Genomic DNA, 22057 nt, shown 5'->3' with positions numbered 1-22057 from the left:
TTTGCAAGTCCCATAGTTGATTTTGGCCAAACCGATGAGGCTCTGCGAATCAGAACCACAAACAACAACACTTTCATAACATACAAGGGTCCCAAACTGAATGACAAGGCAAAAACAAGAAAGGAAGTCGAAATGACAATTGAAAATGCCGATAAAGCAAAAGACATCTTTGAGGAAGTCGGATTTAAGGCCGCAAGAGTTGTGAGAAAAAACCGTCAATACTACACATACAGGAATTTTGAAATCTCCCTTGATGACGTTGAAGGCCTTCCACCATATATGGAAATAGAAATAGCATTGGATGATGATGAGGACTATTCAAATGCACAGGATAAAATTTTCGAATTGTTTGCTCAATTGGGCATCACAGACGGGTTTGAGAGAACCTCATATATGGAGCTTTTAGAAAACAATTTAAATGACTAAACATAAATATAAAATGTTTATTGAATTTGAGATGTGATATATTGCAATATTTTATAAGTCATTACAATAAGGAATATGAACTGGAAAATTTTCCGGATGATTTGCTCATCTATGATACAACACTAAGGGACGGTGAACAGACCCCCGGTGTGTTTTTCAGTTTGGATGAAAAATTAGAAATAGCTAAAAAACTTGATCAGTTTAAGATTCATCAGATTGAAGCCGGTTTTCCGATTGTATCACAAAAGGAAAAGGAAAGTGTGAAAACCATTGCAAATGAAGGATTGAATGCTGATATTCTCGCTTTAGCAAGAACAAAGCCTGAAGATATCGACGCTGCACTTGACTGTGATGTGGACGGTATCATTACATTTGTCGGAACTTCAGACATACACCTTGACCATAAGATGCACATTACAAGACAGGATGCAATCAATTTATGTGAAACAGCAGTGGATTATGCTAAAGATCATGGTTTGTATGTTGCGTTTTCAGCAGAGGATGCTACCAGAACAGACATCGAATTTTTAAAAAGAATCTACGGCAAGGCTCAGGAATGCGGAGCCGACAGGGTTCATATTGCAGACACAACAGGTGCAATCACTCCTCAGGGTATTGATTATATGGTTCGTGAACTTGTAAAGGACCTTGATGTTATGCTTGCGCTTCACTGCCACAATGATTTTGGCCTTGCAGTAATAAATTCAATTACAGGAGTTCTTGCAGGGGCAAAAGGTATTTCAACCACTGTAAACGGTATTGGTGAAAGAGCAGGTAACGCTTCACTTGAAGAACTTATCATGGCAATTAAAATCCTTTACGGAAAGGATTATGGTTTTAAGACCAAATACATCAAGGAACTTTCAGATCTTGTATCAAAAGCAAGTGAACTTCCTATTCCATACAACAAACCGGTTGTTGGAAACAATGTATTCCGTCACGAATCCGGAATCCATGTGGACGCAGTTATAGAAGAGCCTTTATGTTATGAGCCATACCTGCCTGAACTTGTCGGACAAAAACGTCAGCTTGTATTGGGAAAACACTCAGGATGCCGTGCAGTCAGGGCAAAACTGAACGAATGTGAGCTTGACGTTACCGATGACGAATTGATTGAAATCGTAAGGCAGGTCAAAAAGCAAAGGGAAGAAGGCAAATACATCAACGACAAGGTTTTCAGAGAAATCGTTAAAAATACCAAAAAATAGGATGTTATTATGAATATTACTGAAAAAATCCTCTCAGCAAAGGCAGGTCATGAAGTGACTCCAGGAGAGATAATTGAAATCCCGGTTGACCTTGCAATGTCACATGACGGAACAAGCCCTCCTGCAATCAAGACCTTTGAAAAGATAACAGACAAGGTATGGGACCCTGAAAAAATCGCAATTATATTTGATCACAATGTCCCTGCAAACACAATAGGATCAGCCGAGTTCCAGAAGGTTTGCCGTGACTTTATAAACAAGCAAAATATCACAAAAAATTATATTCATGGAGAAGGAATCTGCCATCAGGTCGTTCCTGAAATGGGACTTGTTGAACCGGGCAAAGTCATTGTTGGAGCAGATTCACATACATGCACCTACGGTGCATTTGGTGCTTTTTCAACCGGTATGGGTGCAACAGACCTTGCAATGGTTTGGGCAACCGGAAAAACATGGTTCATGGTTCCAAGCGCAATCAAAATGAATGTTACCGGTGAATTAAATGAATACATTGCACCTAAAGACATTATCCTCAACATTATCGGAAGTATCGGAATAGCCGGAGCAACATATAAAACCGCTGAATTTACAGGCGAAACAATTGAAAACATGGGTGTTGAAGGAAGAGCTACCATGTGCAATATGGCTATTGAAATGGGTGCTAAAAACGGTATAATGGAACCCAACAGGGAAGTTATTGATTACATCTGCAAAAGAACCGGTAAAAGGGAATCTGAACTGAACATTGTCAGATCAGATGATGATGCAGTTTATGAAAAGGAACTGAACTTTGACATTGCAGATTTGGAGCCTCAAATTGCATGTCCGAATGATGTTGACAACGTTGAAGGGATTTCAAAAATTGAGGGAACCTCAATTGACCAGTGCCTGATTGGATCATGTACCAACGGAAGACTTTCAGACTTAAAGGATGCTGCTGAAATATTAGAAAACAATAAAATTGACGACAGCATTCGCCTTTTGATTCTTCCGGCTTCAAGGGAAATCTACCAGCAGGCAATTCATCTGGGCTACATCGACACTTTCATTGACGCAGGAGCAATTATCTGCAATCCGGGTTGCGGACCTTGTCTTGGAGGACATATGGGAGTGTTGAGTGAAGGCGAATCATGCATTTCCACAACCAACAGAAACTTTAAAGGAAGAATGGGAGATCCTAAATCATCAGTATACTTATCAAATTCAAAAGTGGTTGCTGCATCAGCAATTACTGGAGTTATTACCAATCCAAAAGATTTGTAAGTGATTAAAATGACACAGGACAAAAACGAAGCAAACAAACGACTGATTGAAAAGATGGATGACTTGGAAAAGGATTACGGTCAGAAATTTTCCAACACCCAGAAGATTCTTTTAACAACAGACGGATCAATCACCGCAATTCTTGATGTGCTATACGGCAAGATTAACCTTTTCACCCTCGACCAGCACTTTGGAATCGCAGATAGCGAACATGCAAAACTGGTCAATGTCAGCGAAGGCGATGAGATTAATTTTAGGGAAGTCATAATGCATAAGGCAGGAAAGCCTCTGATATATGCAATATCACACGTTCCATTAGGAAGATGCAGTGAAGAAATCTGTGCTGATTTGCTAAGAGCAGACATACCAATCGGAAGAATCCTTAAAAACTATAAAATCGAATCAAGAAGGGAAGTCAACAACATATTCATTGAAAAGCCAGATGCCAAACTAAAAGAACTGTTTAAAACAGATGAGGATTTCCTGGCACGTGACTATGTAATAATCAACGACGATGAAATTTTAATGTGGATTAAAGAAATGTTTCCAGTAAGTTACTTTACTGAAATATAGTGATACAATGATTAATAAAGGAAGTATAGTTAAAAACGAATTACATGACAGAATAAGAGAAATAGAACAGGAATACGATATAAAATTTTCAAATACACAGAAAGTGCTATTATCCATTGAAGGGTCAATCACAGCAATACTTGACGTGCTATACGGTACCGTAAGTATCTTCACCATCAAACAAAGCTTTGAAAAAGCTGGCGGTGAAAAGTCAGAACTTTTAAATGTCGGCAAAGATGATGAGATTCACATCAGGGAAGTCCTGATTCATGGAAGAGGAAGGCCAATGATTTATGCACTGTCATACATCCCATTGTCAAGATGCAAAAAAGAAGCTCATGCAGACATTGTAGAGGGCAAACTGCCGATAGGCAAAATTATTAAAAAATATAAAATTGAAAGCAGACGTGAAATCAATGATGTATACATTGAAAAGCCGTCCGCAACACTAAAAGAACTTTTTCATACTTCAGAAGATTTCGTATCCCGTGATTACGTTGTGATTGAAAATGATGAAATTGTGATGTGGACAAAAGAATCATTCCCTATCAGTTACTTTTCAAAAGAAATCTAAGGTGTTAAAATGGGTGTAAAACTTAAGGATATAGTAGAACCGGAAACAATAAGCTTTAAGGATTTGGAAGGAAGAGTAGTGTCAATTGATGCATTCAATACACTTTATCAGTTCCTATCCACAATCAGACAGAGAGACGGAAGACCATTGAGTGATGAAAACGGAAATATCACTTCACACCTGAGTGGAATACTGTACAGAAACTCATCAATGGTTGAAAAAGGCATAAAACCAATATATATCTTTGACGGGAAAGCACCTGAACTTAAAAGTGAAACACAGGCCAAAAGACGGGAAGTTAGAGATGAAGCCGAACAGATTTTTAAGGAAGCACTCAGGAAAGGCGACACCGAAAAGGCCCGTAAATTTGCCATAAGATCATCAAAACTATCCCCTGAAATCATTGAATCATCAAAAAAACTATTGACATATATGGGAATACCTTATGTTGAAGCCAAAGGTGAAGGTGAAGCTCAGGCAGCTTATCTTGTAGCAAACGGTGACGCATATGCCGTTGCATCACAAGATTATGACTGTCTGCTTTTTGGAGCAAAAAGAGTTGTAAGAAACCTTGCAGTATCATCAAACCTTGGAAACCTTGAATATTACCAGCTGGATAAGGTCTTAAGACAGCTGAACGTTAGCCGTGAACAGCTGGTTGACATGGGAATTTTAATTGGAACCGATTTTTGTGAAGGCCTTAAAGGAATCGGTGCTAAAACTGCACTTAAATTAGCACATAACGGTAAATTAGAAGAAAAAATAGCTGAACTTCAAAGTCAGTCAACTCATGACCTCGAAGAGGTTCGTGACATATTTCTGAAGCATAATGTCAATACTGACTATAAAATAAAATGGGAAAAACCTAAAGCCGATAAAATAATTGAATTTTTATGCTACCAGCATGGCTTTTCCGAAGACCGTGTGGCTAAAGCCTCAGCAAAACTTAAAAACTTAAGTTCATCCCAAGGCAGCCTCGATGCATGGTTTTAACTTAATTTTTCAGCCATTGCATCAACAATAGCTTGGGCATTTTTGTTTCTGTTTTCTACCTCAGAGGCTTCAAGCTGATTGAAGATGTCATTGTAGAATGATTGTCCTTCACGAATAAATCTGAACTTGAACTTTGAAGAGGTGGTTGCTATTTCAACAGTTCCGTAACCGATCAGTTTACCGAAAAGACCGTTACTATGAGAAACTGAATCTATTTTATTCAATGGAGACTGCATTTGTACAGTTGAAATGAGTCCGCATTTACCGAATACTCTTTTGTTTGTAAGGATTAAGTCATTATTAGAATATCCTATAAATCTAATTAATAGCCATATCAAACCTACAATTAAAATAGGAAACATAGGTATTCCAATAATGAAAATTAGAATAAATCCTAAAACTGTTAAAATTGACGGTAAATATAAACACCCTATATGAATTTGAGAGCTTCTAATGATATTTTCACCATTAATCATGTTAATTTTATAGGATTTGAACGGATCATTATCTAAACTGATGTTTTTTCTTGGAGAAACTTCCCCTGCTTTTGTTCCACATTCATTACAAAAAATAGAGCCTTCTTCCAATTCAGCTCCGCAATTTTTACAAAATCTTGTCATCATATCACCTAATTGAATATTGTTAATCATAATATTTAAACAATTTTATAACAAAGGATTCTGCAATGCTTTTAAATACTAGTTAAAAAAGACTATTAATTGGATTTCAAATATTGTCTATAAAAATGTAATCTACCACCACACACCCCAGATTACATTGAAAACACTTTAAAAATAGACACTATCAAGGGGATGGTGAAAATCTATTTAAATATTCAATATATTCTATGAAATCCATGGTGTTGATGGTTTCTCACCACCACAAACCCGGAAACCATCAATATCAATAAGGTGGAAAATCTTCGCCGAAAACTTTTTTTGCATATTTCATGGCGAGGAATACCTGATCTTGATGATGTTTCATCATTTCATTTTCAAAATATTCACGTGACGGTGAGATTAAAATCAGTTTCAATAAATCCTCATAGGTTCTGCAAGCCTTGGACTTGTCAAAGTTATACTTCTCAATGATTTCAGGAGTTAACTTTTCAATGCAGGGAAACTCGAGTGTTTTGCATACTGTATCAGTTGAAAAGTAGGTCATGCGAATCAGAGGTGAAACCGAAGAGACAAGCACATGATTTCCAAGTTTTATCAATGGAGGAATTCCAGTTTGCCTGTATCTTTCCATTGAAGTTAGCTTTTCATAATTTTTTAGGTTGTAGCAGTGAAGTTCTGTGTAGAAGTCAGGTTCAAAGTATTTTATCAAATCAAGAATCTTCAAACCGATTTCAGATTCATAGTACTCTTTTTTGATTGTTGAAATATATGGTGTTTTATCAAAATTGTAAAAATAGAATTGACCGGAGGACAGATCGTTTTCATTGATTCTTTTGATGAACTTAAGGGAAGTCACTCCCTCGTTTCCATGGACTCCACCAATGAACAGCTTGGTTGGTCCATCTCCGTTGTCAATGTATCTGAAATAGGACATAAAAAAATAAGATAGAAGGAATTTATGTTCCTTCTTGCCAGTTTGCCATGTAAGCTTTTTGCTTATCAGTCAATGAGTCGATTTCAATACCCATAGCATCCAGTTTCATGCTAGCTACAGTGTAGTCGATTTCATCAGGTGCCTTGGTCACGCCAACCGGCAAATCGTTTTCAAGAATGTGTTTGGCAGATAATGCCTGAACTGCAAAACTCATGTCCATAATTTCAGCAGGATGTCCCTGTCCACGTGCAGCGGATAAGTTAACCAATCTTCCGTCAGCTAAAAGGTAAATCTTACGTCCGTCTTTTGTAGTGAACTCTTCAATACTTTCACGAACCTCTTTAACACCAGTGGATATCGCTTCAAGATCAGGCCTGTTGATTTCCACATTGAAGTGTCCTGAGTTTGCAAGCATACAACCGTCTTTCATGTACTTAAAATCATCACCTGAGATAATATCTGCATTACCGGTTACAGTGATGATTAAATCTGCCTGTTTTACAGCTTCACGAATGGTCATTACACGGTATCCGTCCATTCTTGCTTCAAGTGCCCTGATTGGGTCAACTTCAGTTACGATTACATCAGCACCGAGACCTGCTGCCCTGAGTGCAAGTCCACGACCGCACCAGCCGTATCCGCATACAACAACAGTCTTACCTGCAATTACCATATTTGTTGTTCCCATTATTGCATCGAAACTTGATTGACCGGTTCCGTAACGGTTGTCAAACAGGTATTTGGTATAAGCGTCATTTACAGCGATTACTGGAAATTTCAATGCGCCGTCAGCATGCATTGCCTGCAATCTGTGCACACCGGTTGTGGTTTCCTCACATGCTCCTTTGATATGGCTCAATAATTCTTTTCTTTCATTGTGAAGTACCATAATCATGTCTGCTCCGTCATCGATGATTATATCAGGCTTGTGGTCAAGCACCATGTTAATGGTTTGATAGTACTCTTCATCATCCTGTTCTCTCCAACCGTAAACGTTTAAACCTAAATCTGCAGCTCCGGCCACTGCATCGTCATGAGTGGATAAAGGGTTGCATCCGGTCATTGCTACTTCAGCACCACCGGCCATTAAGGTCAAACCCAAGTTAATGGTTTTAGGCTCCAAATGCAAACATGAACCGATTGTGATTCCTTTGAAAGGTTGAGTTTCTTCATATTCTTTTTTAATGGATTCCAAAACAGGCATGTGCTTTTGAACCCATTCAATCTTACGTACACCTTCTCCTGCAAGTGACATGTCTTTAACTTTACTCATAATATCATCATTAAAAATTTAGTAATAATTAATTTTAGGACTTGAATGTTATTAAATATAACTTTTTTCAAAGTGCGACTATATGAAAAATCGCACTTCACATAATAGTATTAATAAGTAGGACAATAGTAATACTACAAATCAGAAAGGTGAAAATAATGACATGTTTAATATTGATTATTACTGCTACATTAATTGTATTGGCTGCTGATGATGCAGTTACATTAGAAAATAGAATATATGGAGGAATAGAAAAAATACATGAGTTATCAAATGATCCTCCAATAAGCATTATGATTTATGGAAATTCTGAATTTTGTAATATCCCTCTTGAAAATATTATAAGCGAATATAAGAAAAAAACTGACTTTAAAAAAATAGATACTGTAGTAAAAGTAAAGAAAGATTTACTAAATTTTATTAATAAGAGTTTAAAAAGTCAAAAGATAGAAAAATACCTTAATGAAGAATTAAAACAATTCAAATTGGAAATAAAAAATGATTTAGACAATATCAATTTAAAAAAGATTACCTTAGAAAAAGAAAAAATTCAAAAAATCAAAGAATTTGAAAATGTAAGTTTAACATTTGAAGATATACTTCCCAATAATTTAACAAAAAAAGAATTGGAACTACTGAACAACAATTTAGAATATGTTTTTTTGAAAATCTAAATGATAACAGAAGTGGAATCGTAATATCAGGAATAGACAAAAAAACGATGAAAGGATTATACATTCAATTTGAAATGATTTTAAATACAAAAGAAAAAGTTATATTTGAAGATATTGATGAAGATATCAATGTAAATGGGAGTAAAATCAAGATATTCGCTCAAAATCAAGTAATTGAAGGATTTTTGAATGGAATTGATGAAGATTTACAATATGAAATATCTGATAGTATTGCAGAATATAATGAAAAAGCATTAAAACAGTTGCAAAAAAATATAAAAGAAACGAAAATATTGAATAAAAGCCAATATGAAAATATCTCGAATGAAATTAACTCACTAAAAACTAATTCAATTATAAAATATGAATTAGAAGATGCCCTAAAAAATCGAAAAATTGATAATTTCAAAAGAATTTCTGAAGAATTAGATGGAATGTCAAAAGAGGAATTAATTAAAATGTCAAAAACATTGATAGATATAACCAGATTAAAACAAATCATATCCTCCGAAAGAGAAACAGTTGGTGGGAATGTTACACTCCTTGTATTATCCTTAAAAAATGGTACAGAAAAAATATATTAATAATTATTATAAAAATTAATATTAAACAAGAAAGGGGAAAAAATATGTTTATAAATAAAAAAACAAGAAAAATAAATACTATTACTTTTGGAATAACACCTGAAGAAGCAAAAAAAGTTAGAAGACAGAAAGAATTAGAAAAAATGCCCACCCTAGAAAATAGGTTAAAAAAAGCAAAAAGAAATGCAAGAAGAAGAGAATTACAAAGAAAATTCCAAATCGAATCCGATAGATATAATCGAAAAATTAAAAAATTGCTATAATTACAAATTAATTTTTTCTCAAATTAAAATTCATCACCAATAAATCCCTAAAAAACAAAAACTTTAAATGTAATGATTAAAATATATATATTTGTTAGATGCCGGGGTGGCTCAGCTGGTTAGAGCGCACGGCTCATAGGGTAATAAAGCAGTGCTCTAGCTTATTCCTGGGATACCGTGAGATCGCGGGTTCGAATCCCGCCCCCGGCATCCTAAATCCCAGGAATTTATCCATCTAAAAACTATTTTTACAAATCATTTTTTCCAAAACATAATAATTTTATACTTATTTTAACAAATTACCATTAGAGGATTTGAAATGATATATAATACACTTGGAAAAACCGGTCTTGAGGTTTCAAGGTTGGGTTTTGGAACAATGCGCCTTCCAACAAAAGCGGACAATGCTGATATCGATGAAAGCGAAGCGTCAAAAATGCTTAGCTACGGTATTGAAAATGGAATCAACATAATCGATACGGCCTACCCTTATCACAGCAAGGAGTTGGACGGTAACGGAAACAGTGAAAAATTTGTAGGTGAATTTTTAAAGGAAAACACATTAAGGGATGAAATACTCCTTCAAACCAAATCTCCATCATGGCTAATGGAGAAAAGGACTGATTTTGATTACTACCTGGACATCCAGCTTGAAAAACTGCAAACCGACTACATTGACATTTACCTTCTCCATTCACTAACAGAGCCTGACTGGTTCAAGGTCAGGGATTTGGATGTTCTGGACTTTCTGGATGACTGTCTGAGTTCAGGAAAGGTGAAGCATGTGGGATTTTCATCACACATTGAAGTTGATTATTTAATTGAAATTCTTGATGAGTATCCCAAATGGGAGGTTGTACTTACCCAGATGAACTATCTTGACGAGTATTACCAGTCAGGAATTATGGGCCTTGACTACTTAAAGCAAATTAATGTGGGCAGCATGATTATGGAGCCATTGAGAGGAGGCAGGCTGGTCAACAATATACCTTTAGAAGTTCAGAATCTATGGAACCAGGCTGAAACCAAAAGAACTCCTGTCGAATGGGCTTTGCAATATCTGTGGAACAGGGACGATGTTGATTGTGTCCTGAGCGGTATGACAAGTCTCGAGCAGGTCAAGGAAAACATTGAGATAGCTTCAAGAATTGATAATATTTCTGAAAATGATCAGGAACTGATTCGTGAGGTTGCAAGAACTTACAGAACATTTTTAGGAAACCGATGCACACGCTGCGGTTACTGCATGCCATGTCCACATGGAGTCGACATCATTAACTGCCTTACCGAATACAACATTGCCCATATGATGAATGACCCTAAGGCCAGTGCGATGCAGTATTTCTCATTGATTGATGATGATTCAAGAGCGGACAGCTGCATTGACTGTAAGGAGTGCATTCCATTTTGTACACAAATGTTGGATATTCCAAGTGAACTTCAAAAAGTATATGAATACTTTGGAAGTGAATTTGATCATTTCTAGTGATAATATGTGTGATTATTGGGAAATGCTTGCCAGACAGATGCCGCTTGTAAGTGAGGATGAGCAGAAAAAGTTCAAGAATGCCAAAATCACCGTTATCGGTTGCGGAGGCATTGGAGGTTTAACTATCGAGATGCTTGCAAGATTGGGTGTTGGAGAGCTTGTTGTGGTTGATGAGGATGTTTTTGACATCACCAATTTAAACAGGCAAACATTATCCTCAATTGACAATGTCGGAAATGAAAAAAGCATGGAAGCTAAACTGAGGGTTGAAAAGGTAAATCCTCATGTTAAGGTGACTTCATTCAGCGAACATGTTGATGAGAGAAATGTTGATAGCCTCATTAGTGATTCAAGACTTGTCATTGATGCATTGGACAATGTGTTGACAAGAGTGATTGTCTCAAGAAAGGCAAGGGAATATAAGATTCCCTTCGTTCATGGTGCAGTTCATGGAAGCCTGGGTCAGGTAACTACCTTTCTGGCCAACACCATAAGCTATGAGGAAATGTTTAACCTGCCTTCACTTGAAAATGACCTGACAGGAGAGGTTGTTGATGAACTTAAAAGCATTGCATCAGGAAAACCTCCGGTTTTTGGACCTACTCCAAATCTTGTTTCCTGTCTTCAGGCAATGGAAGCCTACAAGATAATTACTGGTGTGGGCAAAGTTACTGTTTCTCCTAAAGTCCTGACATTTGATTTATTTGATTTTAATATGTTTTCTGTTGAAGAATTTTAACACAAAATCAAATCCATATCCCTTTTTTATATGTGTTTGAACAAAAATATATAAAATTAAAAAATTTTTAAACTATTTTTATTAAAAAAAATAAAACTTACACATTAATATATCAAAAATGACATAATAGCATATATATAAAAGTTTATATACTACGAATTTGAAATATATTTTTAATAGGAATAGGTTTTCCGACTATTTATTATGGAGCTTGATTTTAATGAGTGACATACCAGAAGAAAAAATTGAGAGAATAACAGAACAGATGAGAGAGGACAACATTAAGTTTATCCGATTACAATTTGTCGACATTAATGGTACTGTAAAAACAATTGTCATCCCATTCAATGGAGATGACATGTCTGAACTATTCAATGAAGGAATGCTATTTGACGGATCATCAATTGCAGGATTCGTTGGAGTGAATGACAGTGATTTAGTATTAAAACCTGATATAAACACATACTCAAGATTATCATGGAGACCTGAAGAATCAGCAACATGCAGATTCATTTGTGATGTGTGGACAGCTGACAGAGAACCATTTTTAGGAGATCCAAGAGGTGTGCTTAAAAAATCCCTTTCAAAACTCGCAGACATGGGATTGCAATACAATATAGGTCCGGAACCGGAATTCTTTATTGTAGACATTGATGAAAACGGATACCCTATGCCATATGATGAGGCAGGATACTTTGATGTGGAACCATTGGACAAAGGTACCGATTTCAGACGTGAATTGACTTTAAACCTTGAAGATTTAGACTTTGAAGTTGAAGCATCCCACCACGAAGTGGCTCCGGGTCAAAATGAGATTGCATTCAAATTTAAAGATGCACTTAAAACTGCTGATGCTGTAATCACATTCAAACAAGCTATCAAAGCTATTGTAGACAATATGGCTACTTTTGACCAATTAGACTACAGAGTTACATTTATGCCAAAACCTTTCTTTGGAGTAAGCGGCAGTGGTATGCACTGTCACCAATCCGTATTCAAGGGAGACAGAAATCTTTTCTCAGACCCTGATGCAGAAAACGGTCTTTCAAGCGATGCACTTCATTTCATGGGAGGATTACTCAAACACGCTCCAGCAATAACCGCAATTACAAACCCAATTGTAAATTCCTACAAACGTCTTGTTCCGGGTTACGAAGCTCCAGTATATATGGCATATGGTCTTAGAAACAGATCCGCATTAATAAGAGTTCCTGCAGCTCGTGGAAAGGCAACCCGTATCGAATACAGGTCCCCTGACCCTGCATGTAACCCATATTTAGCATTCACAGTTATGCTTGAAGCAGGTATTGACGGTATCGTGAATAAGATTGACCCTGGCGAACCTGTTGAAGCAGACATTTACAGCATGAGCGAAGAGGAAAGAGAACAAAGAGGAATTAAAGTTTTACCAACCAGTTTATGGGAAGCTTACCATTCCCTTGAAGAAGACCCGTTAATACTTAATGCCCTCGGACCTCACGTAAGTGAAAAGTTCCTTGAGCTCAAATATCAGGAATGGGACGAATATCGTGTTCAGGTATTTGGATACGAACAGAGAAAGTATTTAGATATCTAATCTAAATATCTATTTTATTTTTTTTAAGAGGCTTTTCATGTCAGAATCAGAACACCGAATGATAGAGATTTTAAGAATTCTTGCAAAACAAGAAAACCCAATTGGTTCTAAACTAATAGCTGATGAGTTAAAGGAGAAAGGCTTTAACTTAGGTGAACGTGCTGTCAGATACCATATGCAGATTTTAGACGAAAAGGGTTATACTGAGAAGAAAGGATATTCGGGAAGAGTAATTACAAATTTGGGTCGTGAAAAGCTTGAAAAAGGACTTATATATGACCAGGTCGATTTCATCTATTCAAAATTTGAAGAAATGATTTATTTAACTGATTTCACATATATGTCACAAAAGGGAAATGTAGTTGTAAATACATCAACCATTTATAATGAAGAATCAATTAATATAATGAAAGAGATTTTTGAAAGTGGCCTTTGTGTTAGTCCTTACGTTCATTTAAATGAAGATAAAACTACTGGTAAAATTGAAGTCACCACACTATGCGGAACAACAATTGACGGAATACTTTTGAATGAAGGAATTGCATCACAACCCCAATACGGAGGACTTCTAAAAATTGAAAATTACCAGCCAGTAAAGTTCACAGAAATAATATCATACAAAAAAACATCCGTTTCACCGCTTGATGCATTTTCAAACTCCAATCTGACATCAGTGCTTGATGTAATTACAAAAGGAAGCGGAATAATACCTGCAAATTTCAGATTAATTCCAAGCATTGCCCGAGAAAGGACAATTGAAATCATTAATAAACTGGATAAAATAGGAATTGGAGGAGTAATCGGAATATCTGAAGAAGGTAAGGATTTATTAGGCCTGCCAGTTCCTGACGGAATGGTAGGAATTGCAATTATTGGAGGGATGACCCCATTCTGTGCAATCAAAGAACTGGGAGAAAAGATTGACATCAAAATAGCTGAAGAAATAAGAGATTTCAAAACCTTATCCCCAATAACAACAACAATTAAATCCCCATTAAACACACAAACCGTGGAAAAACAATCAAAATTACCATTTTTACTTTCAAAATCCTGGAATCTAATACAGCAAGTTAATTTTGATGTTGAAAAACAGAAAGGAAACATTATAACCAATGTATCATACTTAAATAAGGAAAATCTTGATGAAGCATTGGAAATCATGGAGAATACCTATAACGATAATCCGAAATACATTAATCCATATTATACATTGGTAAAGCATCCTGAAGATGAAAATAAGATAGGAATTGCAACAATCTGCAGTTTAAGCATTGACGGGATACTAATCAACAATGGAATAATGAGCAATCCAAAATACAGTGGACTTCTGGAGCTTACCGAACCTCCACTGTTCATAGACATGATTTCATATAACGGAACAACAGTGGATCCCCATAAAATATTTTTATCAAAAAATATGACTTCAATTACAGGAGACGGGCCAAACAAGATATTGGCAAGCGTAAAGGAAATACCATACATCTCAAGGGATTATGCAGTGCACCTATTAGAAATACTGAATACCATAGGATTTTCCATTTATAAAATCGGAAAACCAAGAGAACTGGTATACAATTCAAAAGTGGACAATTATAATTTTGGTGTTATAACCGGTGGTGGTCTTAACTCAATTGGTGCTATAAAAGAAAAAGGTATCGATATTGAAGTTAAGGCTATTGAAAAACTGATACCGTTTGAAAAAATGGAAAGGTTGTAACTAGATTACAGTTACTTCCACTTCTTCACCGTCCTGCGGATAGTGAATGAATTCAATAATATCTTCTTCTACTTCATACACATCCATTTCAATTGTAGCTCCAAGATCACTTTCATCAAGTGATATCAGCAACTTGAAACCCGGTTCATTGAAATATTTTGAAAAGTCAACATTCAGAACTTCACCTTCAGCAAATATCCTATCATATGCTATTTCTATCCTGTCATGCATTTTCACATTGTCTTTTAGATATTGAACTGCATCTTTTGTTGTTAATTCCAAAGTTTTCATTAAAATCAACTCCGATATATATGAATATGTTTTTAAGTATATAAATGTTTGTATAGTAACGAACAAAAAAAATTTTGATAAAAAAATAGAATTATTAAAGAAGTTCAATTATTACTTCTTTACCGTCATGGATATGACGAATTTCAAGCAAATCGTCACCGATTTCATTCAAATCGATTTCTATGGATTGATTTAAGATTTCACCGGTCAACTGCAAACCAACTCTAAGACCTTCACCAGTGACTTCATCCTCTTCAGTGATTCCTAAAACTTCACCCGGAGCAAAAATACGATTATATGAAACTTCAAAAACATCTGTTACATGAACTTCGTTTCTAACGTATTCAATTGCTTCTTCCAAAGTCATTTCAACTTCTTCTACCATAATATCACACATTTTAAAAAAAAAGAAAAAAAGAGAAAGGAATTATAAATTCCTGTATTCTCTGATTGAAGTATATTCGTCGTCTAATTCACCGTATTCAGCTAATTTTTCTTTGTTAGCTTCAGCGCCTAAGTAAAGGTTACCTTTACCGTTAAGACCGATATCTCCAGTATAGTGGATGTATTTACCTTCGAAAGTGGATCCTTCGATTTCAGGGTCTACAACGATACCATTGAGAACGAATCCTTCGAGTAATCTTCCGAGGAATCCGTGGATAACAATGTTACCGTTTTTCATTTGACCTCCAGGCCAACGGTTTACGTCACCGTCAATTTCAATGATACCTTTGGTCATGTGAATACCTGCTAAGATATCACAGTTACCTTTAACGTGGATTCTACCACCAGTTAAACATTCACCACATTGTTTTCCAGCGTTACCGCCAACAACGATTTGTCCACCAGTCATACCTCTCCATTCACCAATGTAAGAAGCACCTGTGAATTCTTTGGTGTTTCCTTCAATTTCAAGGTATCCACCGGACATTTCTCTTCCAGCGTGAGCAGCTGCATCACCTTTAACGAGAATAGATCCACCGGACATTTCTGCACCTACGTGTAAATCTACGCTACTGTTACATACGATGTTTCCACCGCTCATTTTACAACCGATGTATTTTACTCTGTTTAAGTCACCGTTTAAAATCATTTCAACTTCATCAGGTCCTGCTGCTTCTCCTTCTACAGTTATGTTGAAGAAGTCAGTGATTGGGAATCTGGAGTTTCCAATTGGGACTTGGTATTTTGCGAAATCAGCTTCAGTCCAGGAGTAAATTTCATCTGGAATTAATTCATCGAATTCTAAAGCGATTGAAGAAGTTTTGATTTGATCAAATGTAATTGTTTTCAAATTAAACACCCCTATTTACCTTCAACGTCTATTCTAATTGGGTTGGATACGTAGTGGTCGTGTACTGGGTAGTTTTCCCATTTGACTGAGTAGTATTGAGTGAAGAATGGCATAATGTTGTCGATAACTTTTTGTTCGTTTTGTTCCCATCCTTTTACGTTAACCCAAATGTTTTGACTTTCTTTAACTTTAACAATTTCTTTGTCTTTTACTAAGATTTGACCATCTTTAATAGTGTATTCAGCAACATCGAAACCTTTTTCGATTTCAGCAGCTTGTCTGGATGGGTCAATTTCATTAGGATTTATGTCATATACTGCAATGTCTGCTCTGTAACCAGGGGTGAGTGCACCTCTGTCAGTGAATCCGTAGATTTTAGCTGGAGCAGCTCTTGTAATAGTTGCAATATCGTAGAAATCGTATTCTCTTTCAAGAGTTGGGAGAAGAGTTCTTTTGTGTACCCATTTGTGAACTTCATTGTCACACATGTCTTGTCTTTTCTCGTTACTCATTAACCAGGAAATGATTCTTGGATATCTTGTGAATGGTCCTGCGTTAGGGTGGTCAGTGGTTAAACATACTCTCCATGGATCTTCGATTAACAAGAATAATTCAAGACCGATAGCCCATTGTAAGGTACTAACAGGACTTTTCTTGGAGTAGATACATGGGATGATACCTGCTGCAGTTTCACATTCAATATCCTTGTTGGTCCATTTAAGACCGGATAATTTGAATAAATCGTATTCCATAGGAGCGTCTGCAGTCATGGTAGTGGTTTCATCGAAAGTTACTTGACCAATATCACAAGTTAAGTTGTCAGCTTTGTTGAAGTGTTTTGCAACTTCTTCAGCACCGGAAGTTACGTCTTTCCAACTGTTACCTAAGTAGGAGTGGAATTGTAAGTGAGTTAAGTGCATAACTTGGTCTCTGACTTCAGCTGCACCTTTACCTTTTTTAATTCCTTTAACTGCATCCATGGTTTCAATAGTTGTAGGTACGTTACCTGGGTGTCCTAAGTCGTTAGGGTGAATGTGGATAGAGTGAGGTAAGTTTAACATTTCGTTAGCTTTTGCGAGTGCAACGATAACTTCTTTGGAAGTTACGTCAAAGTATGGTGCTTTGTCGTTTACACCGTGTACGTTCATACCCCATCCCCATGCTTCACTTCCACATGGGTTTACGATTTTAATTCCGTAACCTTTGGATATTTTTAACCATGCAGATACGAATGCTGCAATGTCTTCAATATTATTATCTTTTGCGTATTCCATTACGAACCAGTTGTTACCGAATAATGGTAATGCTGGAATGTCTAATTGTGGAATAGTTGCGATTTCTTCGTGAGTGTGTTTTGCTTCAAGAGGAGGCATAGCTGCTTCTACAACAGTACCGTAACCTAATCTTGAATATCTGTAACCGGTTGCAGGACAACTTGGAATGGAGAAACCAGATTCTGATCTTAATACTTTAGTTTTTTGAGTAACACCTCTTCTGGAATCTTCAGGTCTGTATAATCTTCCTACTACTAATTTAGGACCTGCAACGTGTGCGTGAGGGTCAACACCTGCTGGCATGACTATTTTATCGGTAACGTCTAAGACTTTAGCATCATCAGATACTTTATCTACAATAATACCATCTTTAAACATAACGTCCATTTTTTCCCCATTAACTTCATTAGCTGGGTCGTAGACGATACCATTTTTAAGAATATATTCCATTATATCACCTTTATAGTGCGTTTGGATTTGGCACATATTTTGGAGCTACGTTTGGCTCTTCTCTGAGTTTCATTACTCTTTCTTTCAATTCACGGACAATCCATTCGTCGTCACGACAGGTTTCTGGTTTGTCGATAGCTTTTTTCATGTAGATAGGAACTCCATCCATACGATAACTGGTACCAGCACATTCTACAGCGATGAATGAACCTGGTAATACTACATCAGCGAGTTCAGTTGATGGACCCCAGTGGATATCGATTTGAATAACAGGAATATCAGCCAAGTGTTGGTTAGCTCCGTTAGGGAAGTGAGCACCTGGGTCAGCTGCAATAACCATGAAACAATCTGGTTCTTTTCTTACGAGTAAGTCGATTGTGTTGGTTTCACCTAACATATATCTTGGGTAACCTCTACAGTAGTCAACACCGAAAGCAAATCCACATTCGAATGCCATGAAAATGTTGAATCCGTTTACGTTAAAGTGACCTCTCATTGGAGTAAGACCCCATTTACTGTATTTGTTTAAGTCTTGTACCATTTTAATAGCAATATCAATGTTTCTTTGTTTTGATAAAGTGTGGGTTAAACCTAAACCGAAGAAGAGAACACCAAATTCAGCGTTTTTCATTTCTTCTGCTAATTCGTAAATGTCTTCTTTAGGAATACCGGAAATTACGTCTTGGTATAATTCTTTTCCTCTGAGAACTGCTCTAATAGCATTGTAGAAACCGTAGTCTCCGTTTTGTTCAAATCCAATCCATTTGTCTGAACATTTTGCTGTATCGGAGAATTTTGGATCCATTGTAATAACAGTTCTGTCGAATCTTCCTCTTTGTCTGAAGTATCCACGGCAGAATACAGCGTATCTTGCCATGTGTCTTGGGTGAGAGTTCATAGCGTTACTTCCAGAGTAAGCAATAACGTCTGCTCTGTTTTGAACTTCCCCTAAGGTTTGAATAGGGTAACCTGCGTTTTGCACAGCTTGGAGAGAAGGACCGTGACAGATAGTAGCTTGGTTATCTAATACTGCACCGATGTATTCACCTAATGCTACTCCTTCTTTCATACATTCAGTAGAGGTTTCAGACCAACCGTAGAATACAGGTCTGATGGAATTTGCAATATATTCAGCAGCTGTATCTAAAGCGGTGTCCCAATCTACTTCTTTGAGTTCTCCGTTTTCATCCCTAACCATTGGAACAAGTAATCTTTGATCCATATCTTCCATAATTTTACTTGCTCCTAATCTGCATGCGTGTCTAACTGCTACTACGTGATTATCTTTTACTAAGTAATCTAAATCGTCACAGTTACAACCACAGAATGCACAGGTACAATTTTCAACAATGTAATCATAATCAGTTACAGGTGGTTCATAAGTCATGGTCAATCAACTCCTCCCATTTACGTCCGTGATAAACAGGTAATTCACCTAAAGATTCCATGTTTTCTACAACATCGTCATCTTCTTCATCAACGTATTTTTTGTATACCCATCTCATTAAGTCTGCCATGAGTAATACTTTTCTGTCGGTTTTTTCGACAGTACATTTGATTCCTTTGTAGGTAGGGTCAGAACAGCAGTAAGTGTCGTGACTTACAATAGTGTTAGCCCATGGTCCTTTACAAATGAATACAGTTCCTTCGTGAGGTGCATCTCTTGATACTGCGCAGTTTACTACTACTTCACCAAAATCAGTTTTTACAAGTACAGTATCCCAGTTGTTTACACCTAATTTTGCCATATCTCTAGGATCCATGTAACAAGTACCGGAAGCGTTTTTGTATTCTTCTTTTAAGGTGGATCCTCTTTTTTTACAAGCACCTTGGTAGATGTCTGAACCAGTGTTTAACATACATTTTAAAACATCGGTTGTTCCTTCACCAGTGATTTTTACATCAGGTACTACAGGTTTTTCTAAGTAAGTGTTAGCGTAATGCATATTTTTTCCCCCTATTCTAACCATATAGCATTTACTGGGCAAAACATTTGACATGTTCCACATTCTTCACATTTTTCTGGACTGAAAAGTTTAATAAATCCGTTTTCTACCATCATAATAACTTCTTCAGTCTTAGCACCATTACCACCAGCGTTTTCTGGACTGATAGCAGCGTTAACAGGACATGCAATTACACAAATCCCGCATCCTAAACAATTATCTTGATTTACTTTAAGTTCCATCGAATCACCTAATCTTTAATAGCATCTAAAGCTTCTTTCCATGTAGTTGAGTTAATAGGTGTGTGATCGATTTCAGTTCTTTTTACAGTAATTGCACCGTTAGGACATGCTTTTGCACATGCTTTACATTTTACACAGTAATCATTATTAGCAATAACATGTTCCATTCTAGAACCTGGACCAGAAGATACTGGGAATGCTAAAGCATTACAACCACAAATATCAACACAAGCTCCACAAGCTTGACATTTATCATCGTCAACTTCAATTGAACCTTCAAACGGTTTTTTGTGTTTTGCTGCGTCAGTAGGACATACTCCTTCACACCAGCCACAGAATACACAAAGTTCAGAATCAATAATAGAGTTTCCTTTAACAACAGCTTTAGCAGGGTCTAAATCATACTCTCCGTAACTACATGATCTACATACTGCTTTAATTGCGTTGGTAGGACAAGCTTTTTTACATACTAAACAGTATACACAAGCATCTTTATTAATAACAATAGATTCTTTACCAGTTTCTTTATCTACGACAATAGCTTCTGCAGGACATAATTCTTCACATACTCCACAGTAAATACATTCGCTGTCATCGACACTGATTTCACCAGTTACTAAATTTGCACGGTCCGGTAATACTCTTTCAATGACAATTGCATCACGAGGACATGCGATTTCACATCTTTTACAGTAAATACATTCATCATCATCGATTTCTGAGAAAGCGTTGTAATGAGGATATGCATCAATTTCTTTGATTGGAGTGCCGTCAATAGTTAATACTAATGCATCAACAGGACATAATCCGCTGCACATACCACATAATACACATTTACTTTCGTCAATGCTTATTCTTTGAACATCAAAATCATCTTTAAAGTTTTGAGCGATTTTTTCGTGACCACTGAAGTAGATGTCATTGGATAATCTGTGACGTGCATCTACAGCAATTGCGTTTAAAGTAATCGCTTCAACAGGACAAGTAGATTCACAAATTCCACATCCTAAACATACGTGGTCATTGAAAGACAAGTTTCTAACTTCTTCAGCAGATCTTGTGATGTCAAAGTTGTTGTCTTTAACCTCTTTTAAATTTCTAATCATACTCAATCTCCAAAATTTTTATAGAATTAGTTGGGCAATCTTCGCTACACAGCTGACAGCCGCAACATTGTATGGAGTCTGCATGGGCTTTCAATGATTCTAATTTAATAGCTCTCATTGTACATGCATTTACACATAAGCCGCAACCAATACAAGAATCTTCTATAATTACTTCGAAATCTCTTTCTCTGCAAATATTCACAATTTTTCGACTCTGTTCTGGCTCGTCAAATATTGCCTCGGTCATTTTCAAGAAATCCTTGGGACATAGTTCGATGATTGTTCTTGCAACGTCGATTGAGTTCCAAGATAAGTTTCTGCCATTCAAATAGTGTGAAATGGTAGATCTGTCAACACCTAACTCGTCAGCAATTGCTTGATGACTTTCCCCTGCATCTTTCAACTTGACCGCAGCCAAATATTTTAGACCAGACGCAATATGTTTCGGCATTTGAAAACCACCAATGTGTAATGATATAAAATATATTTACTTATATAAATATAGTTGCCTACTAGAATTAAATCACAATCTTTATATATTACTGTGG

25 protein-coding genes and 1 tRNA gene are annotated in these 22057 nt (G+C 36.4%); 14 read left to right on the top strand and 12 right to left on the bottom strand.

The features are described from left to right. From cyaB to fen, 6 genes are all read left to right on the top strand, one after another. On the top strand, positions 1 to 426 hold a 426-nt coding region (gene cyaB, locus IJ258_RS02285), incomplete at its 5' end, for a class IV adenylate cyclase (protein WP_292802262.1). A 41-nt stretch (positions 427 to 467) separates the two neighbouring features. Next, entirely contained in the window at positions 468 to 1634 is a 1167-nt protein-coding gene (locus tag IJ258_RS02280) for a homocitrate synthase family protein (protein ID WP_292802260.1), read from the top strand. Between the two features lie 9 nt (positions 1635 to 1643). Continuing rightward, positions 1644 to 2897, top strand: a complete 1254-nt coding sequence (hacA, locus tag IJ258_RS02275) for a homoaconitase large subunit (protein WP_292802258.1) — start codon at positions 1644 to 1646, stop codon at positions 2895 to 2897. 9 nt (positions 2898 to 2906) lie between these two features. Continuing rightward, positions 2907 to 3470 (top strand): chorismate pyruvate-lyase family protein, encoded by a 564-nt coding sequence (locus tag IJ258_RS02270; protein WP_292802255.1) that lies wholly within the window; start codon positions 2907 to 2909, stop codon positions 3468 to 3470. A 7-nt stretch (positions 3471 to 3477) separates the two neighbouring features. Then, a complete protein-coding gene (locus IJ258_RS02265) occupies positions 3478 to 4044 on the top strand; it encodes a chorismate lyase (protein ID WP_292802252.1) in 567 nt (188 codons plus the stop codon). A 9-nt stretch (positions 4045 to 4053) separates the two neighbouring features. Further along, positions 4054 to 5037 carry a flap endonuclease-1 gene (fen, locus tag IJ258_RS02260; protein ID WP_292802249.1) on the top strand — a complete coding sequence of 328 codons (984 nt, stop codon included), beginning with the start codon at positions 4054 to 4056 and terminating at the stop codon, positions 5035 to 5037. Here fen and IJ258_RS02255 read toward each other — a convergent pair. From IJ258_RS02255 to ahcY, 3 genes are all read right to left on the bottom strand, one after another. Next, positions 5034 to 5657 (bottom strand): PH domain-containing protein, encoded by a 624-nt coding sequence (locus IJ258_RS02255; protein WP_292802245.1) that lies wholly within the window; start codon positions 5655 to 5657, stop codon positions 5034 to 5036. The genes fen and IJ258_RS02255 overlap by 4 nt on opposite strands. A gap of 283 nt (positions 5658 to 5940) precedes the next feature. Further along, positions 5941 to 6591 (bottom strand): DUF2119 domain-containing protein, encoded by a 651-nt coding sequence (locus IJ258_RS02250; RefSeq protein ID WP_292802242.1) that lies wholly within the window; start codon positions 6589 to 6591, stop codon positions 5941 to 5943. 22 nt (positions 6592 to 6613) lie between these two features. Next, positions 6614 to 7864, bottom strand: a complete 1251-nt coding sequence (ahcY, locus tag IJ258_RS02245) for an adenosylhomocysteinase (RefSeq protein ID WP_292802238.1) — start codon at positions 7862 to 7864, stop codon at positions 6614 to 6616. A gap of 158 nt (positions 7865 to 8022) precedes the next feature. Here ahcY and IJ258_RS02240 point away from each other — a divergent pair, with 158 nt between their 5' ends. The 8 genes from IJ258_RS02240 to IJ258_RS02205 all read left to right on the top strand — a co-directional run bounded on the left by IJ258_RS02240 (position 8023) and on the right by IJ258_RS02205 (position 14906). Further along, complete coding sequence (locus IJ258_RS02240; RefSeq protein ID WP_292802234.1) at positions 8023 to 8538, top strand: hypothetical protein; 516 nt, start codon at positions 8023 to 8025, stop codon at positions 8536 to 8538. Between the two features lie 47 nt (positions 8539 to 8585). After that, complete coding sequence (locus tag IJ258_RS02235) at positions 8586 to 9122, top strand: hypothetical protein (protein WP_292802231.1); 537 nt, start codon at positions 8586 to 8588, stop codon at positions 9120 to 9122. Between the two features lie 44 nt (positions 9123 to 9166). Then, complete coding sequence (locus tag IJ258_RS02230; RefSeq protein ID WP_292802228.1) at positions 9167 to 9385, top strand: hypothetical protein; 219 nt, start codon at positions 9167 to 9169, stop codon at positions 9383 to 9385. A gap of 100 nt (positions 9386 to 9485) precedes the next feature. After that, positions 9486 to 9595 (top strand) — tRNA-Met (locus IJ258_RS02225). A gap of 109 nt (positions 9596 to 9704) precedes the next feature. After that, entirely contained in the window at positions 9705 to 10871 is a 1167-nt protein-coding gene (locus IJ258_RS02220; RefSeq protein WP_292802226.1) for an aldo/keto reductase, read from the top strand. Between the two features lie 7 nt (positions 10872 to 10878). Continuing rightward, positions 10879 to 11613, top strand: coding sequence for a HesA/MoeB/ThiF family protein (locus IJ258_RS02215; protein WP_394355650.1), 735 nt, complete (start codon positions 10879 to 10881; stop codon positions 11611 to 11613). Between the two features lie 220 nt (positions 11614 to 11833). Further along, the gene (gene glnA, locus IJ258_RS02210; RefSeq protein ID WP_292802224.1) at positions 11834 to 13189 is read left to right on the top strand and encodes a type I glutamate--ammonia ligase; all 1356 of its coding nucleotides are present in this window, start codon (positions 11834 to 11836) and stop codon (positions 13187 to 13189) included. A gap of 37 nt (positions 13190 to 13226) precedes the next feature. Then, positions 13227 to 14906: a DUF128 domain-containing protein gene (locus tag IJ258_RS02205; RefSeq protein ID WP_292802222.1), complete on the top strand. Its 1680-nt coding sequence runs from the start codon at positions 13227 to 13229 to the stop codon at positions 14904 to 14906. On the opposite strand, the gene IJ258_RS02200 is transcribed toward IJ258_RS02205, so the two are convergent. The 9 genes from IJ258_RS02200 to IJ258_RS02160 all read right to left on the bottom strand — a co-directional run bounded on the left by IJ258_RS02200 (position 14907) and on the right by IJ258_RS02160 (position 21960). Beyond that, positions 14907 to 15197 carry a DUF2097 domain-containing protein gene (locus IJ258_RS02200; RefSeq protein WP_292802220.1) on the bottom strand — a complete coding sequence of 97 codons (291 nt, stop codon included), beginning with the start codon at positions 15195 to 15197 and terminating at the stop codon, positions 14907 to 14909. It lies immediately after the preceding gene. Between the two features lie 94 nt (positions 15198 to 15291). After that, positions 15292 to 15582 (bottom strand): DUF2097 domain-containing protein, encoded by a 291-nt coding sequence (locus IJ258_RS02195; RefSeq protein WP_292802218.1) that lies wholly within the window; start codon positions 15580 to 15582, stop codon positions 15292 to 15294. 42 nt (positions 15583 to 15624) lie between these two features. Next, entirely contained in the window at positions 15625 to 16500 is an 876-nt protein-coding gene (locus tag IJ258_RS02190; RefSeq protein ID WP_292802217.1) for a formylmethanofuran dehydrogenase subunit C, read from the bottom strand. A gap of 2 nt (positions 16501 to 16502) precedes the next feature. After that, on the bottom strand, positions 16503 to 18218 hold the full coding sequence (locus IJ258_RS02185; protein WP_292802264.1) for a formylmethanofuran dehydrogenase subunit A: 1716 nt from the start codon (positions 18216 to 18218) through the stop codon (positions 16503 to 16505). A 7-nt stretch (positions 18219 to 18225) separates the two neighbouring features. Beyond that, on the bottom strand, positions 18226 to 19602 hold the full coding sequence (locus IJ258_RS02180; RefSeq protein WP_292802215.1) for a formylmethanofuran dehydrogenase subunit B: 1377 nt from the start codon (positions 19600 to 19602) through the stop codon (positions 18226 to 18228). Next, positions 19592 to 20161, bottom strand: a complete 570-nt coding sequence (locus IJ258_RS02175) for a molybdopterin dinucleotide binding domain-containing protein (RefSeq protein WP_292741092.1) — start codon at positions 20159 to 20161, stop codon at positions 19592 to 19594. The genes IJ258_RS02180 and IJ258_RS02175 overlap by 11 nt, the downstream gene beginning before the upstream one ends. Before the next feature lie 11 nt (positions 20162 to 20172). Continuing rightward, on the bottom strand, positions 20173 to 20403 hold the full coding sequence (locus IJ258_RS02170) for a ferredoxin family protein (RefSeq protein ID WP_292743149.1): 231 nt from the start codon (positions 20401 to 20403) through the stop codon (positions 20173 to 20175). 8 nt (positions 20404 to 20411) lie between these two features. Then, positions 20412 to 21509, bottom strand: a complete 1098-nt coding sequence (gene fwdF, locus IJ258_RS02165; RefSeq protein ID WP_292802213.1) for a tungsten-dependent formylmethanofuran dehydrogenase subunit FwdF — start codon at positions 21507 to 21509, stop codon at positions 20412 to 20414. Further along, positions 21502 to 21960 (bottom strand): 4Fe-4S binding protein, encoded by a 459-nt coding sequence (locus tag IJ258_RS02160; protein WP_292802211.1) that lies wholly within the window; start codon positions 21958 to 21960, stop codon positions 21502 to 21504. The genes fwdF and IJ258_RS02160 overlap by 8 nt, the downstream gene beginning before the upstream one ends. Between the last annotated feature and the right edge of the window lie 97 nt (positions 21961 to 22057).

Source organism: Methanobrevibacter sp., from assembly GCF_017468685.1.
GTDB lineage: Archaea > Methanobacteriota > Methanobacteria > Methanobacteriales > Methanobacteriaceae > Methanocatella.
Note: the sequence above shows the minus strand (reverse complement) of the source record. Positions and strands in the feature narration are given on the sequence as shown.

Bases quoted from the DNA above. Each gene is read 5' to 3' on its own strand.
- fwdF (WP_292802213.1), bottom strand. From the start codon at position 21,509: ATGATTAGAAATTTAAAAGAGGTTAAAGACAACAACTTTGACATCACA.
- IJ258_RS02220 (WP_292802226.1), top strand. From the start codon at position 9,705: ATGATATATAATACACTTGGAAAAACCGGTCTTGAGGTTTCAAGGTTG.
- IJ258_RS02240 (WP_292802234.1), top strand. From the start codon at position 8,023: ATGACATGTTTAATATTGATTATTACTGCTACATTAATTGTATTGGCT.
- IJ258_RS02195 (WP_292802218.1), bottom strand. From the start codon at position 15,582: ATGGTAGAAGAAGTTGAAATGACTTTGGAAGAAGCAATTGAATACGTT.
- ahcY (WP_292802238.1), bottom strand. From the start codon at position 7,864: ATGAGTAAAGTTAAAGACATGTCACTTGCAGGAGAAGGTGTACGTAAG.
- IJ258_RS02270 (WP_292802255.1), top strand. From the start codon at position 2,907: ATGACACAGGACAAAAACGAAGCAAACAAACGACTGATTGAAAAGATG.
- fen (WP_292802249.1), top strand. From the start codon at position 4,054: ATGGGTGTAAAACTTAAGGATATAGTAGAACCGGAAACAATAAGCTTT.
- IJ258_RS02265 (WP_292802252.1), top strand. From the start codon at position 3,478: ATGATTAATAAAGGAAGTATAGTTAAAAACGAATTACATGACAGAATA.
- IJ258_RS02170 (WP_292743149.1), bottom strand. From the start codon at position 20,403: ATGGAACTTAAAGTAAATCAAGATAATTGTTTAGGATGCGGGATTTGT.
- IJ258_RS02175 (WP_292741092.1), bottom strand. From the start codon at position 20,161: ATGCATTACGCTAACACTTACTTAGAAAAACCTGTAGTACCTGATGTA.
- IJ258_RS02255 (WP_292802245.1), bottom strand. From the start codon at position 5,657: ATGACAAGATTTTGTAAAAATTGCGGAGCTGAATTGGAAGAAGGCTCT.
- glnA (WP_292802224.1), top strand. From the start codon at position 11,834: ATGAGTGACATACCAGAAGAAAAAATTGAGAGAATAACAGAACAGATG.
- IJ258_RS02235 (WP_292802231.1), top strand. From the start codon at position 8,586: ATGAAAGGATTATACATTCAATTTGAAATGATTTTAAATACAAAAGAA.
- IJ258_RS02205 (WP_292802222.1), top strand. From the start codon at position 13,227: ATGTCAGAATCAGAACACCGAATGATAGAGATTTTAAGAATTCTTGCA.
- IJ258_RS02230 (WP_292802228.1), top strand. From the start codon at position 9,167: ATGTTTATAAATAAAAAAACAAGAAAAATAAATACTATTACTTTTGGA.
- IJ258_RS02215 (WP_394355650.1), top strand. From the start codon at position 10,879: ATGTGTGATTATTGGGAAATGCTTGCCAGACAGATGCCGCTTGTAAGT.
- IJ258_RS02200 (WP_292802220.1), bottom strand. From the start codon at position 15,197: ATGAAAACTTTGGAATTAACAACAAAAGATGCAGTTCAATATCTAAAA.
- IJ258_RS02160 (WP_292802211.1), bottom strand. From the start codon at position 21,960: ATGCCGAAACATATTGCGTCTGGTCTAAAATATTTGGCTGCGGTCAAG.
- IJ258_RS02250 (WP_292802242.1), bottom strand. From the start codon at position 6,591: ATGTCCTATTTCAGATACATTGACAACGGAGATGGACCAACCAAGCTG.
- IJ258_RS02180 (WP_292802215.1), bottom strand. From the start codon at position 19,602: ATGACTTATGAACCACCTGTAACTGATTATGATTACATTGTTGAAAAT.
- hacA (WP_292802258.1), top strand. From the start codon at position 1,644: ATGAATATTACTGAAAAAATCCTCTCAGCAAAGGCAGGTCATGAAGTG.